Origin of the sequence: Novosphingobium kaempferiae, from assembly GCF_021227995.1 — a bacterium.
GTDB lineage: Bacteria > Pseudomonadota > Alphaproteobacteria > Sphingomonadales > Sphingomonadaceae > Novosphingobium > Novosphingobium kaempferiae.
The window spans coordinates 3,243,521-3,263,012 of sequence record NZ_CP089301.1; the positions used below are offsets into that span (position 1 = coordinate 3,243,521).

General features: G+C 63.0%; 13 protein-coding genes. 5 read left to right on the plus strand and 8 right to left on the minus strand.

Annotated features, from left to right (window positions below):
* Nucleotides 1–20: 20 nt before the first annotated feature.
* Entirely contained in the window at nt 21–3,791 is a 3,771-nt protein-coding gene (locus tag LO787_RS14780; protein ID WP_232491775.1) for an SIR2 family protein, read from the plus strand.
* 423 nt (nt 3,792–4,214) lie between these two features.
* On the opposite strand, the gene LO787_RS14785 is transcribed toward LO787_RS14780, so the two are convergent.
* The 7 genes from LO787_RS14785 to LO787_RS14815 form a co-directional block, all read right to left on the minus strand.
* The gene (locus tag LO787_RS14785; RefSeq protein ID WP_232491776.1) at nt 4,215–6,431 is read right to left on the minus strand and encodes a beta-glucosidase family protein; all 2,217 of its coding nucleotides are present in this window, start codon (nt 6,429–6,431) and stop codon (nt 4,215–4,217) included.
* 15 nt (nt 6,432–6,446) lie between these two features.
* Nucleotides 6,447–7,964, minus strand: a complete 1,518-nt coding sequence (locus tag LO787_RS14790) for a tannase/feruloyl esterase family alpha/beta hydrolase (protein WP_232491777.1) — start codon at nt 7,962–7,964, stop codon at nt 6,447–6,449.
* A complete protein-coding gene (locus tag LO787_RS14795) occupies nt 7,961–8,281 on the minus strand; it encodes an AtuA-related protein (protein WP_232491778.1) in 321 nt (106 codons plus the stop codon). The genes LO787_RS14790 and LO787_RS14795 overlap by 4 nt, the downstream gene beginning before the upstream one ends.
* Nucleotides 8,282–9,682, minus strand: a complete 1,401-nt coding sequence (locus tag LO787_RS14800; protein ID WP_338045377.1) for an acyclic terpene utilization AtuA family protein — start codon at nt 9,680–9,682, stop codon at nt 8,282–8,284.
* Nucleotides 9,616–10,941: a CitMHS family transporter gene (locus LO787_RS14805; protein WP_232496327.1), complete on the minus strand. Its 1,326-nt coding sequence runs from the start codon at nt 10,939–10,941 to the stop codon at nt 9,616–9,618. Before LO787_RS14805 ends, LO787_RS14800 begins: the two co-directional genes overlap by 67 nt.
* Nucleotides 10,942–11,026: 85 nt before the next feature.
* Nucleotides 11,027–11,971 (minus strand): LysR family transcriptional regulator, encoded by a 945-nt coding sequence (locus LO787_RS14810; protein WP_232491780.1) that lies wholly within the window; start codon nt 11,969–11,971, stop codon nt 11,027–11,029.
* Between the two features lie 2 nt (nt 11,972–11,973).
* Nucleotides 11,974–12,240: a hypothetical protein gene (locus tag LO787_RS14815; protein WP_232491781.1), complete on the minus strand. Its 267-nt coding sequence runs from the start codon at nt 12,238–12,240 to the stop codon at nt 11,974–11,976.
* Nucleotides 12,241–12,348: 108 nt separating this feature from the next.
* Between LO787_RS14815 and LO787_RS14820 the strand changes: the two genes are divergently transcribed.
* From LO787_RS14820 to LO787_RS14835, 4 genes are read left to right on the plus strand one after another with little or no spacing between them, the layout of a single operon-like run.
* Nucleotides 12,349–15,186 carry a TonB-dependent receptor domain-containing protein gene (locus LO787_RS14820; protein WP_232491782.1) on the plus strand — a complete coding sequence of 946 codons (2,838 nt, stop codon included), beginning with the start codon at nt 12,349–12,351 and terminating at the stop codon, nt 15,184–15,186.
* 14 nt (nt 15,187–15,200) lie between these two features.
* Nucleotides 15,201–16,883: a carboxylesterase/lipase family protein gene (locus LO787_RS14825; protein ID WP_232491783.1), complete on the plus strand. Its 1,683-nt coding sequence runs from the start codon at nt 15,201–15,203 to the stop codon at nt 16,881–16,883.
* 14 nt (nt 16,884–16,897) lie between these two features.
* Complete coding sequence (locus tag LO787_RS14830) at nt 16,898–17,713, plus strand: Nif3-like dinuclear metal center hexameric protein (RefSeq protein WP_232491784.1); 816 nt, start codon at nt 16,898–16,900, stop codon at nt 17,711–17,713.
* Nucleotides 17,710–18,600: a Nif3-like dinuclear metal center hexameric protein gene (locus tag LO787_RS14835; RefSeq protein ID WP_232491785.1), complete on the plus strand. Its 891-nt coding sequence runs from the start codon at nt 17,710–17,712 to the stop codon at nt 18,598–18,600. Before LO787_RS14830 ends, LO787_RS14835 begins: the two co-directional genes overlap by 4 nt.
* A gap of 304 nt (nt 18,601–18,904) precedes the next feature.
* Here the strand turns inward: LO787_RS14835 and LO787_RS14840 are convergent, their stop codons facing one another.
* A complete protein-coding gene (locus LO787_RS14840) occupies nt 18,905–19,474 on the minus strand; it encodes a DNA-3-methyladenine glycosylase I (protein WP_232491786.1) in 570 nt (189 codons plus the stop codon).
* Between the last annotated feature and the right edge of the window lie 18 nt (nt 19,475–19,492).

A 19,492-nucleotide genomic window follows, 5' to 3' on the forward strand; every position in this document is an offset into this window, starting at 1 on the left:
GCGTGAGTGAGGAGCGCTAGATGCGCTTTGTCGAAAACGGCCCGATCCTTCCGGACGAATTGCTGATTTCGCGTGATGAGGGGCAAGTGTTGTTCTTCTGCGGATCGGGTGTCTCCCTCGCGCGCGCCGGGCTCCCAGATTTCTATGGGCTCGCGGATGCAGTGCTGAAGCATCTCCACGCGGCCTCGAATAGTCGTGCGCGTGCGGTAATTGCGGCGTCGCGATCAGTGTCGGTCAAGGGTGTTGAGGGTCTGATTCCCGCCGATCGGGCTTTCTCCCTGCTCGAGCAGGAATTTGATGTGCAACGCGTTCGGGAGGCCGTCGCCGCAAGCCTGGTGCCGAAGATCGACGATATTAGCGCGCATCGCGCGCTAATGGATCTCGCTACCGGCACCGACGGGGTGGTGCGACTGGTTACGACGAATTTCGATCGCCTGTTCCAGCAGTGCAGTGCCGCGACGCCTTGGCATTCACCGCCGGATCTCCCGAATCCCGCACGCGCGTCGGCATTCAAGGGGATCATGCACCTGCATGGCGTGCTCGATGCCGACGGGCGCCCGCCGGTCGAAGACAATTTCGTCATCTCCAGCGCGGATTTTGGCCGGGCCTACCTTTCGGATGGCTGGGCTACTCGTTTCATTCGGTCGCTGATGGAGCGCTTCCAGATCGTCTTCGTCGGCTACACGGCCAACGATCCACCGGTGCAATATCTGCTGGAGGCGCTCAACACTCGTTCGGCGACATTCCAGCCAATGTACGCGCTTCAGGCTGGGGACGACGAACTAGCCAAGGCGCTATGGTCGCACAAGGGCGTTACCCCGATCGCCTTTGACCCTGCAAACAACTACCGTGCGCTCTGGGATACGATCGAGGCTTGGGCGGAGCGGGCGAGAGATCCGCAGGCTTGGGCCCGCACGTATCTCGCCAAATTTGATAAAGGGCCGCAAACGGTCAAGCCTCATGAGCGCGGTATCTTTGCCCATCTTGCTTCCTATCCTGGCGGTAGTCGAGAGATCGCGAAAGCAGGCGCCGCACTCCCCGCCGAATGGATGTGTGTGCTCGACCCGTCGATGCGGTACCGGACGCCAGCGAAGCGAAGCATCATGTCGGACGGCGACACGTTCGATCCCTTTGCCGCTTGGGGCTTGGATGATGAGGAGGTTCCTCCATCGGTAGATCCTGACAATCGCTTCGAGGATCGGAAAACGCCGGTCGAGGCGCGCAACCTGCTCGTCGCGGGACGGCGAGATGAGACAAGCTCAGGTCATATGGGTGATCTTGGACTGGCTCTCGATGGCGCTGAACGCCTTCCGGAGCGACTTCGGCTCATTGGCTCCTGGTTCACGCAGGTTGCACATGAGCCTGCCGCGCTTTGGTGGGCAGCGGGCAAGGCGCGGATCAATCAGCAGCTTGCAGGATGGATCTCGTCCAACCTCGATCGCGATAAAGACCGGTTCAGTGATGTAATCCGACGCGGATGGCGCGATTTGATCGAAGGAAACGCCGCAGCGACGGATACGCACAATATTGCGCTCTACAGGCTGGAGCAGTCGGTATCGGCCGATGGCTGGACGCCGACGCTGGTGCGAAAGCTTGCGGCACTTAGGGCGCCGCGCGTTGAGGTACGGCGAAGCTGGACTCGCGGCGCACCGCCGACGTCTGCCGCGTCGGACGATTTGCTGCACCGGGACATTGCGTACCCGAATGCGGCGATTGACTTTATCGTACCCGAAGCGCTGCTTCCGCAATATGTTCGCGAACTCGGGCACGTTCTGCAACGCGCCGTCGATCTCGAAACGGAACTCCGTGCGTATATCTACATGCTGGGCCCTTTGTGGCGCGAAGAGAAAAGCGAAGATGACCTATCGGATATTGGCGACGATCTAACTGGCCTTTTTCGTGATTGGGTGACGGCGCTTGAACGTTTACTACCGCTTGATGTGCGGACGGTTCGTGCCGAACTTTCACGTTGGGTGGACCGTGATAATTCGGTAGGACGGCGGCTTCGGATTTGGGCGGCCGGCATGCCTGACCTGTGGTCTGCAGGCGAAGCTGCGCGGGAATTGCTGGCGCTTGATGAGGATGGGTTCTGGGAGCGGGACCATCAGCGCGATCTGCTATGTACCTTGTCGAAGCGTTTGGCCTCGCTTCCCGAGACGGATCGCAAAGCGGTCGAACAACGTGTCCTTGCCGGGCCTTCGATCTATGACGGAGAGACGCCGGAGAGCCATCGCATGCGCGCCGCAGCGCATACGTTGGAGCGCTTGGCTTGGCTCAATGGGAACGGTGTTACATTCACCTTCAATCTGGCATCTGAGATGGCCAGGCTGCGCGCTTTGTATCCGGCCTGGGAAGAGCGGCAATCTCAGGCCGCGGCAGAGTCCAACGAAGCGCGTGTGGTGACCGTCGGAGAAAAGACCGACCACGATGAACTGCTCGCCCTGCCGATCAGGAAAATCGCCGAGGTCGCGTCCAGCGTCGATTACACCCGTCTCGATACCGCAACCGTGCTCCGATCGTTCCTCGGGCTGGTGCGGGCAAAGCCGGTTCGCGCACTTGCTGCGTTGCGACAGGCGGGTATGCCGACGCCGCTGCGACTCTGGGAAGAGTATCTGACCGACGAGGATCGCACCCAGACGTCGCCAAGGTTGGTCGTTGCAACTGCATGTCTTCTAGTGGACATGGCATCAGACGACCTCCTCGAGATTTCGCGATCAGTAGCGCGCTGGATCGAGCGCTATGGAATGTCCTTGAAGACGAAGGATCCGCCTCTCGAGGCCCGGCTGTGGGAGCTCCTGTTGGGAGCGATGGAGTCAGCGCCAGACAAGGTCCGATCGGCGGTCATCGTATCGGCAGATAATCGGGACTGGTTGTTGGAGGCGATCAATTCTCCCTCAGGCCGCCTTGCCGACTATATAGTGCACCGAGCTTCGGATGAGGCGCCGGAGGGGGCTTTGCCGCATACATGGCTGGGGCGGCTGCGTCGCTTGATTGATCTGGCCGGTGATGCTGGCCGTTACGCGCTCGTCACGACCTGCCAGAATTTAAAATTCCTGTATTTCAGGGCGCCGGCATTTGCCGGCGACCATCTCCTTCCGAAGCGGTTCGGCGACGAGGGTGACAGAACCGCCTTCTGGTCAGGCGTGGTCCGGTCTTCGGCGCTCAGCGCCGGTCTTCATCGTATCCTCAACGCCGAAATCCTAGAGACGGTGCGTAATGGCGATGGTGGTCGCGGTGAGATCAGTGCATTGGCGGCATTCCTTTTACGCGGTTGGGCCATGGATCCGTTGCGCGAAAGCGGCGACGCGATCACCGACGACGCGTTGCGTGAGGCAATCCTAGAAACCTCGGAGGGCATGCGCAGACAGATTCTGCAAACCACACGGCGATGGTGGAAGGAGCCATCGTGGCAGGGGCGGGCGCTGGAACTGTTGCGTGATATCTGGCCGCGGCAGCGTATTGCCCGATCAGCGTCTGTCGCCGACGCGATCGCGTCTCTCGTCGTGGAGTCGGACGACAAATTCCCCGAGACACTGGCCGTCGCTGGCGATCTACTTGAGCCGCTGCCCGGCATGGCAGCGGGCTGGAGCTACAATGTCGATCGCCTCAAATCGCTGGCAGAGCGCTTCCCAGAGGCTATGCTGGACTTTCTGTACAGCGTCTTGGTCGAGGATGCCGGGAACTGGCCCTATCGGATCGAAATTACGCTGGAGGCCCTTGAGACGACCGTTGTTCAGAAGGATGGTCGGTTGCAGGATCTGCGGCGACGCTGGTCGGCCCGAACGCTTTGAAATAGGCGAAACAGCGATGAGGAAGCGGTTCCGTGGCAAAGCTTGTGCCTATGGAACCGCAGTAGGCGTCACTGGCGACCCTATCTTCTTCCGAAACATTTTCCCGGTCACCAATCCTAAAAATCCTCCCGGGTTAGTGTGTGCGAGCTGCGCAACCATGCCAAGTCGCTGTTGGAGCATTACCTCCTCACCGTACTCCCATATGACGCATTTCTGAAAATCGGCATGAAATCTGAACGATCGGCAGCTTTCATCCGACTGGACGTTCACTGGCGCAGATGTGAACTACCTGCTTTGGCCGCGACTTGCCGGGTTTGCGGACCGTCCGAACCTGGGGAACGAGAATTGACGGCTGAGAGTCCGCAAAGGGTCGACCTCGGAACGGGCCCACCTGAGCTGGCAGGTGGGCCGCCAACGAGTTTCTTACTGCGGCCAGCTGCGTGGCTTGATCGGCACGGTGGAAACGGGGCCAAGGTGCTCGGCGTCCTCGCCCAGGGCGAAGCTGTAGCTGCCGCCATCGATGATCCATCTGCCTGCCTCCCAGCGAGCGAGCAGGCGCGGATCGATGGTCATCGCCACCGGTTTGCTCTGTCCTGCGGCCAGTTCAATGCGCTGGTAGCCGACCAGTCGCTGCATCGGCTTACTGTCGCGCGAGACGAGGTAGAGTTGGGCCACGGTGGCGCCGGCACGTTTGCCGGTGTTGCTCATGTGTGCGCTTGCCTTGGCCCCATCGGTCTTGAGGGCGCTCGATGCGAACGTGGTGTAGGACAGGCCGTAGCCGAAGGGGAACAGCGCCTTCTCGCCTTTGCGGGCATTCCAGCGGTAGCCGACGTCCGAGCCTTCGGTGTTATAGTCGGTGGTCAGCTTGGCGTCGGGGGTCGGCGGATCGCCCGCGAAGTTGGGTTCGAGATCGGCGTAGCCGTCTACGACCTGACGAGGCAGCTGGCTGATCGCCTGCGGAAAGGTGATGGGCAGGTGGCCAGAGGGATTGACCTTACCAAAAAGGACGTCCGCGATCGCCTCGCCGCCGCGCGCGCCGGGATACCACGCCTCGACGACGGCCGCGGTTTTGTCGAGCCAGGGCATCAGCACCGGGCCGCCGGTTTCCAGCACCACGATCGTGTTCGGATTGGCCTCGGCCACCGCAGCGATGAGCGCATCCTGCCCGCTCGGCAGGCTGAGGTCGGGATGATCGAGCCCCTCGGTCGACCACTGCGTAGCGAACACGATCGCGACATCGGCCGCCTTGGCCTGCGCCACTGCGTCAGCGATGTAGCGACCGTCGCGGAAGTGGATGTCGGCAGCCGGTGCCTGAGCCTTGATGGCGGCGAGCGGGTTGGACTTGTGGAAGCTCTGCGCGAAGAACGCCGCCCAAGGGCTCGTTCCTCCAAGGGGCACCGAAACGGCCGGGCCACCTTCGCCCTGGACCTGGCTGGAGCCCGCGCCGGAGAGCACGCCGGTATCGGCGTAGCCGCCGATCACAGCAATGCGCCTGGCGCTGGCCGCCAGCGGCAGCGCGTTCCCGGTGTTGCGCAGGAGGACGATGCCCTGCGCAGCGACGTCCTGTGCGACCTTGGCGTTGGCGGCGAAGTCGATGGCGCCGCCGGGCTGGGCCGGGTTGGCGTCCAGGCCATTCTGGTAGATGGCCCATAGGATCCGCTTGTTCATGTCGTCGATGCGGCGGGCATAGGCCGGATCGGAACTGCCCGCCTTGGCAAGTTCGCTGCCGAAGAAGACGGCGGGGTCAAGCTCGGCGCCGGATTGCTGGTCCAGCCCCTTGAGCGCGGCGCCCAGAGCGGGAACCGCGCCCCAGTCGGACATGACGAAGCCCTTGTAGCCCCATTCCCGCTTGAGAACGGTGTTGAGCAGCCAGTCGCTGGCGCACGCCTGCTCGCCGTTCACGCGGTTGTAGGCGCACATCACCGATCCGGGATTGCCGATCTCGATCCCCATCTTGAACGCCAGCAGGTCGCTCTCATGCGCGGCGGCGGGGGTAATCTGCACGTCGACGAACTTGCGGCCGGTCTCCTGCCCGTTGAGCGCGAAGTGCTTGATGGTCGAGATGATATGGTTGGACTGGATGCCGCGAATGGCGTGGCCCGCGAGTGTTCCCGCCAGCAGCGGATCTTCGCCTAGATACTCGAAATTGCGACCATTGCGAGGATCGCGCGTCAGGTTGACGCCGCCTGCCAACAGGACGTTGAAACCCTTTGCACGGGCTTCGGAACCGATCATCCGGCCGCCTTCCTCGATCAACCCCTGGTTCCAGGTCGAGGCCATGGCCAGACCTGAAGGAAGGGCGGTGGCGCCGTCCTTGCGCAGGCCGAAGACGTAGGACACGCCAAGGCTGGCGTCGGTTTCGCGCAGTGAAGGCACGCCAAGGCGCGGCAGGCCGGCGATGTAGCCCGCGCCGGGAATGGCTTCTGCGGGTGGCTTCGGCGAGTTCGGGCCGATCGGCAGCGGCATGGTGCCTACCGTCAGGACGGTCTTTTCCTCAGGCTTCATCTGCCGCAGCGTCGCTTCGGCCTTTGCGTCCGCCGGCGAAGTTTCAGCGTGGGCTGTGGGCGCAAGCGAGACGCAGGCAATGGCGAGGGTAGACAGTGCCGGTATGGCGGCTTTCAGGCGTCGATTTGTGAACATCGGCTTTCTCTCCATTCAAGGCTTGCAGGTGTAGCTTTGCGCTATGCCGGTATCGCGGCCGGTCAGAACGGCACGCTGGGGATAAGGGCAGAGCGGCCGGGTTCTGCCCGCATCGTCCTGCGCAACGAGGGCTTCAGGGGCGCGGTCCCGCTCGACCCAGCGTTCAATCGCGTCCTGGGCATCGAACCGGGTGAATCCGCCGCCGCCCGTGCAATGGTTCATCCCGGGAACGAGGAACAGGCGATACCAGACCTGCGGATCACCGGTATGCGCGATCATCGCCTGGCGCTTGGCAAGCGTGTCGAGCGGAGAAACCACGGGGTCGGCAAGACCATGGTACTGCAGCAGCTTTCCGCCGTGCGCGCGGAAGCGGGAGAGGTCCGGATCGGTCGCGTCCATGACGGGCGAGAGCTTCGCCTGCGCCTCGGCAAGGTCGCGGCCGTAATCGAACGACCACCAGTTCCAGTCGGGCGCGCCGAAGGCCCATACCCGCCAGAAATTGACGCGCATCGGACGGGTCGGATCCGCCGGGTCGGCCCAGTAGTGGTTCCAGCCCGCTTCGCTTCCGGGCAGCCAGGGAAACGTCAGCCCATCCGGCGCGCCCCGATACATCGCGCGTGCCGCTCCAAGCTTGGCGGGGGAGAGGCATGCCGACTTCCCACCGGGACGACAGGCAAGGCGGGTGAGGTCAGGATGGCAGGACAGCGGATCGACGATCCAGGCATCGGTTGCGAGGCCGCCAGCCGCGCGCCCGTTCGCCTTGCCGCATTGCGATCTGGAGTTGGCTTCGAGCAAAGCAAGGTCGGACGGGGCGAGCAGCGGCGCCGTGTTCTCGCCGCGCGCGTGATTGGAGAGGAACTGCCACAGGAACGCGGCGTTCAGGCGAACCCGGTCGGCGCCCGGTGCCCCGGCGATGATGCCGTCGAAGTCCGTCGGAAAACGCTGCGCTTCCATCATGCCCTGGTGACCGCCGGTGGAGCAGCCGTCGAAATAGCTGTGATGGGCCGGTTTGCCGTAGAAACGTGCGCTCAGCGCCTTGCCGGCCTGCGCGGTCAGGTGGACCGCGCGCCAGCCCCAGTCGACGATCGCCTCGGGCTTGCCGATCGCGAAATCGGGATCGTCTCCATCGTGCCCGGTGTCGGTTGCGATCACGGCGCTGCCGCGCGCCAGCGCACGGGTCATCGCCGCCGTCGGCAAGCGGGAGGAATAGCCGCCGTTGCCGAGCATCTGAAAGCGACCGCTCCAGGCGTCCCGCAGCGGCAACAGGAGCACATAGCCGATGCGTGACCCGGTCACGGGGCGCAGCACACCGTCAACGCGGCAGTGCGCGGTCATGGCATTCGTGCCGGCTGTCGCGGATACAAACGTGGCGCGAAGATCGGCATCGCCACCCAGCGCCTGGCATGCCGCCGCATCGGCCCTTGCCACATCTGAAGGTGCCGTATCGGGAAGAGCCGGAGCCGCTGCAGCCGCGCAGAGCAGGCCGAGGGTCAGCGTGGCGATCGCGGCAGGGAACAGGCTTCGGCGTTTCACGGATGACCGCTGCCGGGTTCTATCTCCAGGTCAAGCAGCTGCGCGCCCAGAGTCTTGCCATGGGCATCCAGCGCCAGCGCACGGGTGACGCCGCCGCTGAGGGCACCTTCAAGCACGAAGTTCAGTGCTCCGATCCCGGGCATCTCATAGCGGTGCGCCTGGCGTACATTCAGGTTTGCGAAGTGTGCGAGCAGGCGCTCGATTGTCACCGTGCGTTGCAGCAAGGCGTAATCGGATGGATCGAAGGCGATGACGGAGATCTGCGAGATGTCCCCCTTGTCGCCGGTGCGCACGTGCGCGATGTCGCCAAGCAGCATTCAGGCCTCCACGATGACGATGCGCGGCTTGACCGCCTCGGCCGGAATCAGTGTCGAGGCCACTGCCACGACCTTGCGCACCGATCGGGTGACACCGCCTCCGCCGAACGGACCATTGGTGTAGAGCGCTTCGACTTCCGCGCCGATCTGCCGTGCCGCCTCGTGGCTGGTCGCCCTGCCGACGACGCGCGCGCGCACCTCACGCGGGATCGCGCCGCTGGTAGTGCGATCGATGGCATCAACACCGATGATTTCGCAGGTCAGATCCGCTACCGGTGCGCCGACGATCGCAAGCCTTTCGCGGACGACATCGAGGGCAAGGCGCGCCCGTTCCACCGCACCCGGGCCGGCATAGGAAATCTGCCCTTCGCCGATGAAGCCATCGTCGTAGCCGATCGAGACCTTGAGGGTACCCGATGCAGCATGGCCGCTGCCACCCGTCACCGCGATCCGGTCCGGTCCAAGCTCTTCGAAACGGACCGAGGTGAAATCGGCGATGACGTCGGCCTGCATATACGCTGCGGGATCGAGGATCTCGTAGAGCAGCTGTTCCTTGCAACTGGCCGACGAGATGCGTCCGCCCGATCCGGCGACCTTGGTGAGGACTGCGGATCCTTCGGCGGAGACTTCGGCCAGAGGAAACCCGAGCCTTGCAAGATCGGGCACGGACTTTCGGCCGGTATCCGCAAAATAGCCGCCGCACAGTTGACCGGCGCATTCCAGCAGGTGGCCGATCACGGTGGCGCGTCCCATCAACTCTGCATCGGCAAGATCCCATCCGAAGCTGTGCAACATCGGCCCGATGAACAGCGCCGGATCGCCAACACGGCCGGTGATGACGATGTCTGCGCCCAATGCAAAGGCCTCGGCGATCGGGCCGGCGCCGAGATAGGCATTGGCGGACAGGATCGCCGGAAGATCGGCGCTGGTTCCGCCCTTGTCGAGCAACGGATGGGCGGCAGCGCGTATGACGTCGAGGACATCGTCGCCCAGGACGGCAGCGACCTTGACGGGCCCCCACCCCATGTCTGTGGCCAGCCCGGCGACGGCTTTTGCTGCCCCGAGCGGGTTTGCCGCGCCGGCGTTGGTCACGATACGCACACTGCGCGCCATCGCCGCAGGAGCGACCCTGCGCATGCGTTCAAGCAGCAGCGGGTCGTACCCTCCTTCGGGGTCGGCCAGCATCGCAGCCTGGGCGAGCGCAATGGTACGCTCGGCGAGGCATTCGAAGACGAGGTAATCGAGGTTTCCGTGTTCGACGAGTTCAAGCGCGGGTTCGATCCGGTCCCCGGCAAAGCCGGCTCCCGCACCGATGCGGATGGTCTTTGCTGCGGTCACGGTGCAAGCACTCCAAACACGAGGGCTGCGACAAGCATCACCAGGCTGGCCGCGTAGAGCCACAGGAACGAAAACCGCTGGTGCGCACTCAATTCGATCCCGCTCAGGCCTGCAACGAGGAAGGTCGCAGGGGTCAACGGGCTGACGGGAAAGCCGGTAGTCATCTGCCCCAGAAGCGCGGCCCGGGCGACGGCGGTGCCTTCGATGCCGAATGTCCCGGCCAGATGCGCGAGGATGGGCATGATGCCGAAATAGAAGGAATCGGGGTCGAACATCATGCTCAGAGGCATCGCGACCGCGCCCACCATGACCGGCAGATGGCGGCCGACGCCGGGCGGTATATGGTCCGCGACGGACTGCGCCATCGCCGCGATCATGCCCGTACCGTTCATGATGCCGGTGAAGGCACCGGCGGCGAGCAGGACGCTGGCCATCAGCAGCGCCGCCTTCGAATGGCTTTCGATGCGCGCCCGCTGCTGGGCGGCGTCGGGATAATTGATCGCAAGGGCAAGGGCGGTGCCGATCATGAAGGCAATCACCGGTTCCACCGTTCCTGTCACCATCACGGCGATGGTGAGCAGTGTCAGCGCAGCGTTCAGCCACAGCAAGCGCGGGCGGCGAACGTCGGCGACAGGTGCATGATCCTCGGACGCCGGGGAAAGGGATGGTGCACCTTCAGGATTGCCTGCGGCGGCCGGCAATGGCGTGCCATTGGCGATACGGCGCTCCTCGCGGCGGCCGAGCCACCAGGATGCCGCGAACACGAAGGCAAGGCCGACGATCTGCGTCGGAAGCATCGGCGTGAACAATTCGGAAGGCGTAACCTTGAGCGCCGCCGCCGCGCGCAGCGTGGGGCCCGTCCACGGAAGAAAATTGACGCCGGCGGCCATCGAGGCGGTGCAGGCCAGGATTCTGCGATCCATGCCGAGTTCGTCGTAAAGCGGGCGGAGCGCAGGAATTGTGACGAGGAAGCAGACCGCTCCGGAACCGTCGAGGTGGATCAAGAGGGCAAGGGCTGCCGTTCCCACTGTGATACGCGCGGGCTTTCTGCCCACCAGGCGCAGGGTCAGCCCGACAAGCGGCGCCAGAACGCCGGCATCCGTCATGATGCCAAAGAACAGGATGGCGAACACGAACATGCCGGCCACCGGCGCGATCTTGCTGATCCCTTCAAGAATGTGGGTCGGAATGAGCGGTCCGGCGCCGACGGCCATCGCCGCGACGACCGGGACGAGGATCAGCGCGGCGAGCGGCGACACGCGATTGGAAAGGATGGCGGCGAGCAATGCTACGATTGCAAGCGCGCCCACCAAGGCCAGCATCAGGAACAATCCCCCCTTATTCGGGTCGCGCCCGATCTGCTCATAAGCATGGACAGCGAACGCCTATTCAGCAAAGAGAATTGTCTTATCGATCATTCCGTAAAATGGATTGATTGCCTGCATTGCCGCTTTGGCGGTCCGTTCGGAACTTCTGCAGGAAATGCCGACGGAACGCATCAGCGGCGGGGGGCAAAGTCCGACCTGACAGAGTCGCAATACCGATCCTGCGAATGATGCTGGGCTGTTCCAGTTCGCGCGTCGCGATCCGATCAGAATGCAGCATGCCAAGCGTGGAAAGCGGCAACGCCGTGATCCCGAGGCCTGCATGGATCAATGCGCCGACCGTTGCGAGCTGTGTGCAATCGTAAAGTCCGCGGACACTGAGCCCGGCAATATTGAAGGCGGCGTCCGTGAGTTCCCGCACACTGCTGCGCGGTGCCATCGCGATGAAGGGATGTTCTGAGAAGACGCTCCACTGAGCAGGCCCCGGTTCGTCCAGGTCGCTGCCGATCGGACAGACCAGCACGAGGGGATCGTCCATGAGCTTTTCGAACTCGAACCCTTCCGTTTCGGGAGGTGTCGTGATGGCCAGATCAATCTGTCGTTCCAGCATCTGCTGATAGAGGTTGCCGGAAAGATGGTCGTGCAGAATGACTTCGACCTGGGGATAGCGGGTGCGGAAACTGGAGATCGCTGACGGCAGTGCCCCTGCTGCCACGGAAGGCAGGGCGCCGACGACCACTCTGCCCCGTTCCCCGGCGAAGCTGTGCGCGAGTTCGGAAAAGGCATGGTCGAAATCTGCAGTGAGCCTTTCGACGATCGGCAGCAGAGCCTCGCCCGCACTGGTCAATGCGACGTTGCGGGAGTTCCTGTCGAAGAGGCGCGTGTCCAGCTGCTCTTCCAGCAACCGGATCGTGCGGCTCAATGCAGGTTGCGAGACGTTGGATATACGGCTCGCCTCGCTGAAGCTGCGATTATAGGCCACCTGCAGGAAGAGACGCAGGCTGGAGAGGCTCGGTGGATGGCGCAAGATCAGGCCTCCACTTTTCCAAATGGGGCCGCAAGGTCAGATGCGCGCAGCGTATCGGCTTCGTAACCCACCAAGGGATCGGGATGATAATCCTGCACGGTTCTACCTCTCCCTTTGCTGGCGCGAACGATTGCTTCATCATCTATTCGCCAAATGAAATGATTCATCGAATTATGGTATTTCCCCAATCGTTCGCCGATGTGCAATAGGCTTTCGCGTGGCCAGCGAAATGAAAAGGCCAAAGCCTGTAACGTGAGTTTCTGGCGCAATGGGACAACGCTTCAGCAGAGGCGATGATGAGGGGATGCAGGGAAGTGCTCGGCACTGACCACTCTCCATCACGCTGCGATGAAGCCTGAGGGGAGGAAGTTTTCCAAATGACACGCAAGTCTTGCCTGCTGGCCAGTGCCAGCCTTTTCCTGATGCCCGCGATTGCGGCGGCGCAGGATGCTCCGACATCGGAGGCTGCTGCGCCCGCCGACGCTGGCGGCGAGATCCTCGTGACCGGTTCGCGGGTCATTTCCAACGGAAACAACTCGCCGACGCCGGTAACTGTGGTCAGCACTGAACAGCTTGCCGCGACGACGCCAAGCAACGTGCCTGACGCATTGAACAAGCTTCCGGTCTTCAGCAATTCGCGCGGGGCCCAGTCGCTGGGCAATGCGGGCGCCAACAACGTCGGCAACTTCCTCAACCTGCGCGGCTTCGGGGTCATCCGCACGCTGATTCTCTTCGATGGTCGCCGTGTGCCGGCAACCAACGCGGATGGTACGGTTGATACCAATACACTCCCCCAGATGCTGCTGCAGCGCGTCGATGTCGTGACCGGCGGCGCCTCGGCGGTCTACGGATCGGATGCCGTTACCGGCGTGGTGAACTTCGTGCTCGACAAGAAGTTCGAAGGCCTCAAGGCCAATCTGCAGATCGGTATCTCGGATCGTGGAGACGCGTTCTCGTGGCGCGCCGGTGCGGCTTACGGGACCGATCTGTTCGAAGGTCGTGGCCATTTCCTCGCCAGTTACGAACATTTCGATTCTGACGGGATTGCCGACAAGCGCAGCCGTGCGAATGGCAGCAAGTTCTATTCGCAGACGGGCGCGGGTACTGCGGCCAATCCCTTCCACCTGTCACAGGACACGCGCGCAGCCTATGCTTCGTGGGGTGGCCTGATCCAATCGGGGCCGCTTGCCGGATACACCTTCGACACGCCAACCTCCTATCGTCCCTTCGTGCATGGCACGGCGACCGGCACTGCCGGGATCGAGAGTGGCGGCGATGGTGTGACGATCACGCCCAGCGCGCTTACCGCTGCACTCAAGACCGATCAGGCATTCGGGCGGTTCGATTATGAATTGTCGGATTCCGTGTCGTTCTTCGCGCAGGGTTCGTTCGCCCGCTCGGAGAATTCCAACGCGTTCGCGCCGTTCACGATTTTCTCAAAGGCCATTTCGGCCAGCAATCCGTACCTGCCGCAATCGGCCCGCGACACGATGGCGGCGGCCGGGACCACCAGTTTCACCTTCTCGCGCTTCATCGACGAGGCTGATCCGTCGATCACCCGCGCCGTTGCCCGAAACTATAACGCCTCGACCGGATTCACCGGCAAGCTGGGCGATTTCGACTGGGAGGCGTCCTATACGTTCGGACGCACGCGCCAGAGCGTCTACAACATCAACAACGTGAACAACGCCAAGCTGGCCGCCTCTCTCGACAGCGTCGTGTCGAATGGTCAGATCGTCTGCCGCGTTACCGTCACCAATCCGGGGCTCTACCCCGGATGCGTGCCGATGAACCCCTTCGGCGCCGGGTCGATCAGCGCCGAGGCTGCCGATTACGTGCGCGATGATACGCACTTCACGCTGACCAACACGACGCATGATTTCAATGCCTTCATCTCAGGCTCGCTGTTCGACACCTGGGCCGGGCCGGTGAAGGTTGCGCTGAGCGGAGAATATCGCAAGCTCAAGCTGACCAACGAAAGCACCGCGCAACCCCTGGATCGCGTGGACTGCACGGGGCTGATCTACAATTGCGTGCCGGTATCCGCCACCAGCAATGGCACCGCGCTTTACGCCGGCAACGTGACCGCCGACATGTCTGCACGGCAGAACATCGCCGAAGCGGCGCTCGAACTGAACGTGCCGTTGCTGCGCGACAGCGCGGTTGCCCGCTCGCTCGATCTCAACGGCGCGGTACGCTACGCGCACTATTCGGTCAGCGGCAATGCGACGACGTGGAAGGTCGGCCTTGACTGGCACCTGACCGACGACTTGTCGTTCCGTGGCACGCGCTCGCGCGATATTCGCGCACCCACGCTGTACGATCTGTTCTCGCCTCGCCAGGAATCGCTCACGGGCTTTACGGACACGCACACCAACACCGCCGGGATCGCGACCATTATCAGTTCGGGCAACCCGAACCTGAAGCCTGAAGTCGCCAATACCCTGACGATCGGCGGCGTCTATCGCCCGTCCTGGCTGCCGGGCTTCAGCCTGGCGGTGGACTATTTCCGCATCAAGATCGACAATGCCATTTCGGCTGTCGGCGGGAACAGCGCGGAAACGCTGGCGCAGTGCGAGGCCAGCGGCGGAACGTCTCCGCTTTGCGACCTCTACGTCCGTCCGTTCCCGTTCTCGAACACGAGCCCGGCCAACTACCCGACGTACATCCTGTCGCGCTCGCTCAATGTCGCCCAGACGCAGACTGAAGGGGTCGACACGGAGATGAACTATCAGACCGGTCTGGGCGATGGGACGCTCAACCTTCGCGGCATGATGACGTATCAGCCCAAACTGGAAACCGTGCAGTTCGCCGGATCGACGCCGATCAATGCGGCTGGTGCCGCCGGTCAGCAGGGGGTTGTCGGTCAGGCGAAATGGCGTGCCACCGCGATCGTCAGCTATGCGACCGACAGCTTCTCGATAGACTTCCAGGAGCGCTGGCGTTCCTCGCTGAAGCAGAGCGGTAACCCGCTGCTCGTCTACAGCGGAGCGAAGGTTCCCGCTGTCGCCTACACCGACCTGAACTTCACGTTCTATCCGGGCAAGGACAAGAACAAGCAGTTCTTCATCTCGGTGCAGAACCTGTTCGACAAGGATCCCCCGGTGTTCATTTCGCCGGCCTTCGCCAGCAATCCGGGCTTCTTCTACCCGGCGGTGAACGGCGATGACGTCGTTGGTCGCTACATCACCATTGGTGTTCGCGGCCGCTTCTGAAGAAGAGGACCAAAATGAGCGATCAGCCTGTGATCTCCTCCCAGAACGTCTGGTCGCTCGGAACCCGCCGTCGCTCCCTCCTGAGCGCGGCGGCGGGTCTGCCCTTCCTTCTGCATTCCGGCAGCCTCCTTGCCGCCGGTGATGCCGGGCCGATAGTCGAAACCACCGCCGGGCGTGTACGCGGGCTTCGTCAGAACGGGTGCGCCGTGTTTCGCGGGGTTCCATATGCCGGGGGTGTGTCCGGCAGGAACCGGTTTCGTGCAGCGGGGGAGCCCGTTCCCTGGGCGGGCATCCGCGATGCGATCCGTCCCGGCCCGCCGTCGATCCAGCTTGCCGGTCAGAGCTTCGGGATCGATGAGCCCGCGCCGGGAGAGGACTGCCTCACGCTCACCATCTGGACGCCTGCCGCCGACGGGCGAAGACGGCCTGTGATGGTCTACAGCCACGGGGGCGGGTTCGCGACCGGATCTGCCGCCAGTGTCATTCAGGATGGCACCCGTCTCGCGCGGGAAAACGATGTCGTGGTGGTGGCGACCAATCATCGTCTCGGATTGCTGGGCTTTCTCTACCTGGATGAGATCGCAGGTCCGGAATATGCCGGCAGCGGCTGCAATGGGGTCAGAGATATCGCAGTGGCCTTGCGCTGGATCGCCGGCAATATCGAGCGGTTCGGAGGCGATCCGGACAATGTCATGATTTTCGGGGAATCCGGTGGCGGCGCGAAGACATCGTGCCTTTACGCCATGCCCGAGGCAGTCCCCTACTTCCACAAGGCATCGATCGAGAGCGGCCCCGGCATCCGCATGACCCGCCAGGAGGAGGCACGCGAAACGACCGCCCGGGTGTTATCCGAGCTTGGCATAGCCGTGGCCGACTGGCGCAAGCTTCTCGATGTCCCGGCTTCCGACTTGCTGAAGCTCCAGCTGAAGCTTGGCGGCTTGCCCAACAGCGGCGCCCTGGCCGGAGACCGGCGGGGCATCGGTGCCGCTCGGCTCGGCTTCGGGCCGGTGGTCGATGGATATGCCTTGCCCACTCACCCCTTCGACCCGGTGCCGCCGGAGGTCTCGCGTCACAAGCCCCTCATCGTTGGCCATAACCGCGATGAATTCACGTTCTTCGGCATGGTGTCCGGCGACAGGGAGGCGTTTTCGCTCACCGATGCCAGCCTCGTTCAACGGTTGCGCAAGGAATTGCCGGAGAACTGGGAGCGCGTGCTGGAGGTCTATCGGGGTGCTCGCCCGCAGGCCAGTCCAACCCAGCTCTATGTGGCGATCCGCAGCGCCCGTTTCTCCGGCATCGGGGCGACGGTCATCGCCGAACGCAAGGCCGCCCAGCATGGGGCACCGGTCTTCGCCTATCGCTTCGATTACCAGTTGGAGCGCAAGGTGCCGGGTACGGACTATCCGCTGGGCGCCATGCATGCGCTGGATATCGCCTTCAAGTTCGACAATGTGGATGGCCTCGCCGTGGGCGGCGCGGAGAACTTCGCAGGCGCCCGCGCCGACCGTATCCGCGCCGGGCGAAACATGAGCGGCCTGTGGGCGGCCTTCGCCCGATCGGGAGTGCCTTCAGTTTCCGGTCAGCCGCGGTGGCCGGCCTATGATCTGGCCCGCCGCGCGACGATGCTGATAGACGCCGAATGCACGGTGGTGGACGATCCCGATGCGGCCGAGCGTCGCCTCTGGGCAAGTGTGTAGGAGGAGAGGGCACAATGAAGGTTGGCGACGTACTGGCGACGCTGTCGCAGCGGCTGGGCTGGCGGGACGATACACCGCTGGAAGGCCTGCTTTCCGGCAGCAGGGACACCGTGGTCACGGGCATCGCGACCTGTGCCATGCCCTCGGTCGAGGTGGTGCGCCGGGCGATAGCGGCCAGGCTCAATGTGATCCTGTGCGATGGCCATCCCTACTACCTCTACGATCCTCTCTGGAGCAGCCTTCCAGGTACGAAGGAGGCGATCGCGTCCATGCCCGAAGTTGCGGAGAAGCGCAGGCTTATCGAGGATGCCGGACTTGCCGTGGTGCGGCTCCGTTCGGCCTGGAATGCCGCGCAGCCGGCCTCGGCAGCCATGTCGCTGGCAGCCGCGCTGGGGCTGAAGGCTTCTGCGCCGCCCACGGGGCAGGATTTCGTCGTGTGCGACCTCGCCGGCGAGAAGGTCTTGCAGTTCGCAAAGCGTATCCATACCACTGGCACGCGGCTGATCGGCGACCCTGCATGGACCATCTCGCGCATAGCGGTGGTGCCGGGCATGGCGTCACCTGCCCGTCTCGGCGCCGCCTTGCGCGATTCCCGTGTCGATGCGGTGATCGCCGGTGAAGTCATCGAATGGGAGGGCGGGCCCTACATGCTTGATGTGCAGGCCACCGGGCGCAAATGCGCTCTCATGCTGACGGGGCTGGCCGACAGCCTCGATCCCAATGCCGATGCGGTAGCGCGGTGGGCCCGAACCACCTTTGCAAAGGCGCGGGTCGAGGCGTTTCACGGGAACGGCGATTTCATCTGGTCGATCAGGGGAGAAATCGCATGAGCGCGTTCATCCTGTCACGCCGCGCTTTTGCGGCGGGGGCGCTGGCGAGTGCTGGCTCCGCCTATGCTGCGGTGGCTGGGTCCACCACGCGGTTGACGCCTGCCGTCGCGGTTCAACGCATCAAGGCTGCTTGTGCGCAAAAAGGCATCAAATGGGCGGATACCACGGTCGATACCTTCAAGATCGGTAAGACCGACACGCCAGTCAGCGGGATCATCTCCACCTTCATGGCAACCCTTGGCGTCATGAAGAAGGCCGTGGATCTTGGGGCCAACTTCATCGTCAGCCATGAGCCGATCTTCTACAATCACTTCGACGAGACGACGGCGCTGGAGGCCGATCCGATCTATCAGGCGAAGGTGCGTTTCGCGACGCAGCACGGTCTGACTGTCTGGCGTTTTCACGACCATTGGCATCAGATAAAGCCTGAACCTATGTCCACAGCCTCGATCGAGGAACTGGGTTGGGGGCAATATCTCGACAAGGGTTCGCAAGGATTTCGTCGCAGCTTCACGCGGTCCGGGCTGACCCTTGAAGGGCTGGCGGGTGAGATGGCACGGCGTTTTCCCAGCCACAGTGTTCGCGTGATTGGGCGCCGCGATATGCCGGTGCGCCGCGTGGTCAACATCGGCCACGGTGTGAACGATGTGGTTCAGGCCTTCACGACCGGCGACGTGGCCATCGGCCCGGAAGTGCGCGAATGGGATTCGGCCGAGCTCGCCCGTGACGTGGTCGCATTGGGCGGTGACAAGGGGCTCATCCTCATCGCGCATGAGCGTGGTGAAGAAGGCGGGATGAAACTGTGCCGCGATTGGCTCCAGCCCCTTTTGCCCGAAACGAAGGTCTCGTTCATCGATACCAAGGAGCCGTTTCTGAGCCTAACATAACGGGAGCCACGTGCACGATTATATGTGGGGGAGTAACGGGTAGGTCGCGAATAATCGACACGAAGAGAGAATTAGCCGGATATCCAATCAAAAGCTAATTTTTTGCAACCGTCAGACCTAAGTCGAAAGAGGTTGTGGAAGGTCCGCAAGTCGTTTCCACGAAAATAAACGAGCTATTACCGGTGTGAATTGACACGTGCTGGAATAGCGGACGGTCCGCAGGTGGGAAGCGAAAATTGAGTGCTGAGCGGCGGGAAAGGGTCGACTGCGATGGCAATGTCTGGGACAAAGCGGCCCTGCCGCGCTAACCTTTTGACGCTAGATCACGCCGAAAGCAGCCGATTGAATGGTCGTTGACGATGCCGACAGCCTGCATCCAGGCATAGACGATAGTAGGGCCCACGAACTTGAATCCCCGCCGCTTCATCTCCTTAGAGATGGTTTCAGATAGCGGAGATTTGACGATCCAGTCGTGGCCGGCATTTTTGATCGTCTTGCCGTCCGTGAACGACCAGCAGAACTCCGCGAAGCTCTCGCCGCGTTCGGCCATGTCGCAATAGATTCGAGCCCCCGCGATCGTCGCGCGGATCTTGGCCTGGGCGCGGACGATGCCGGGGTCGACCATCAGCCGCGCCACATCCGCTTCGGTGAAGGCCGCGACCTTCACCGGGTCGAAGTTCGCGAATGCCTTGCGGAATGCCTCGCGCTTGCGAAGGATGATGATCCAGGCAAGGCCGGCCTGAAACCCTTCGAGCATCAGCATCTCCCAAAGCATGCGAGGATCATGCTGGGGTACGCCCCACTCCTCGTCGTGATAGGCACGCATCAGCGCATCGTTCTCAGCCCAGGGGCAGCGTTGAGGTTGGTCGATCATAGTTACATCCTAGCCGAT

Bases quoted from the DNA above. Each gene is read 5' to 3' on its own strand.
- LO787_RS14780 (WP_232491775.1), top strand. From the start codon at position 21: ATGCGCTTTGTCGAAAACGGCCCGATCCTTCCGGACGAATTGCTGATT.
- LO787_RS14785 (WP_232491776.1), bottom strand. From the start codon at position 6,431: ATGTTCACAAATCGACGCCTGAAAGCCGCCATACCGGCACTGTCTACC.
- LO787_RS14795 (WP_232491778.1), bottom strand. From the start codon at position 8,281: ATGCTGCTTGGCGACATCGCGCACGTGCGCACCGGCGACAAGGGGGAC.
- LO787_RS14805 (WP_232496327.1), bottom strand. From the start codon at position 10,941: ATGCTGGCCTTGGTGGGCGCGCTTGCAATCGTAGCATTGCTCGCCGCC.
- LO787_RS14820 (WP_232491782.1), top strand. From the start codon at position 12,349: ATGACACGCAAGTCTTGCCTGCTGGCCAGTGCCAGCCTTTTCCTGATG.
- LO787_RS14825 (WP_232491783.1), top strand. From the start codon at position 15,201: ATGAGCGATCAGCCTGTGATCTCCTCCCAGAACGTCTGGTCGCTCGGA.
- LO787_RS14830 (WP_232491784.1), top strand. From the start codon at position 16,898: ATGAAGGTTGGCGACGTACTGGCGACGCTGTCGCAGCGGCTGGGCTGG.
- LO787_RS14835 (WP_232491785.1), top strand. From the start codon at position 17,710: ATGAGCGCGTTCATCCTGTCACGCCGCGCTTTTGCGGCGGGGGCGCTG.
- LO787_RS14840 (WP_232491786.1), bottom strand. From the start codon at position 19,474: ATGATCGACCAACCTCAACGCTGCCCCTGGGCTGAGAACGATGCGCTG.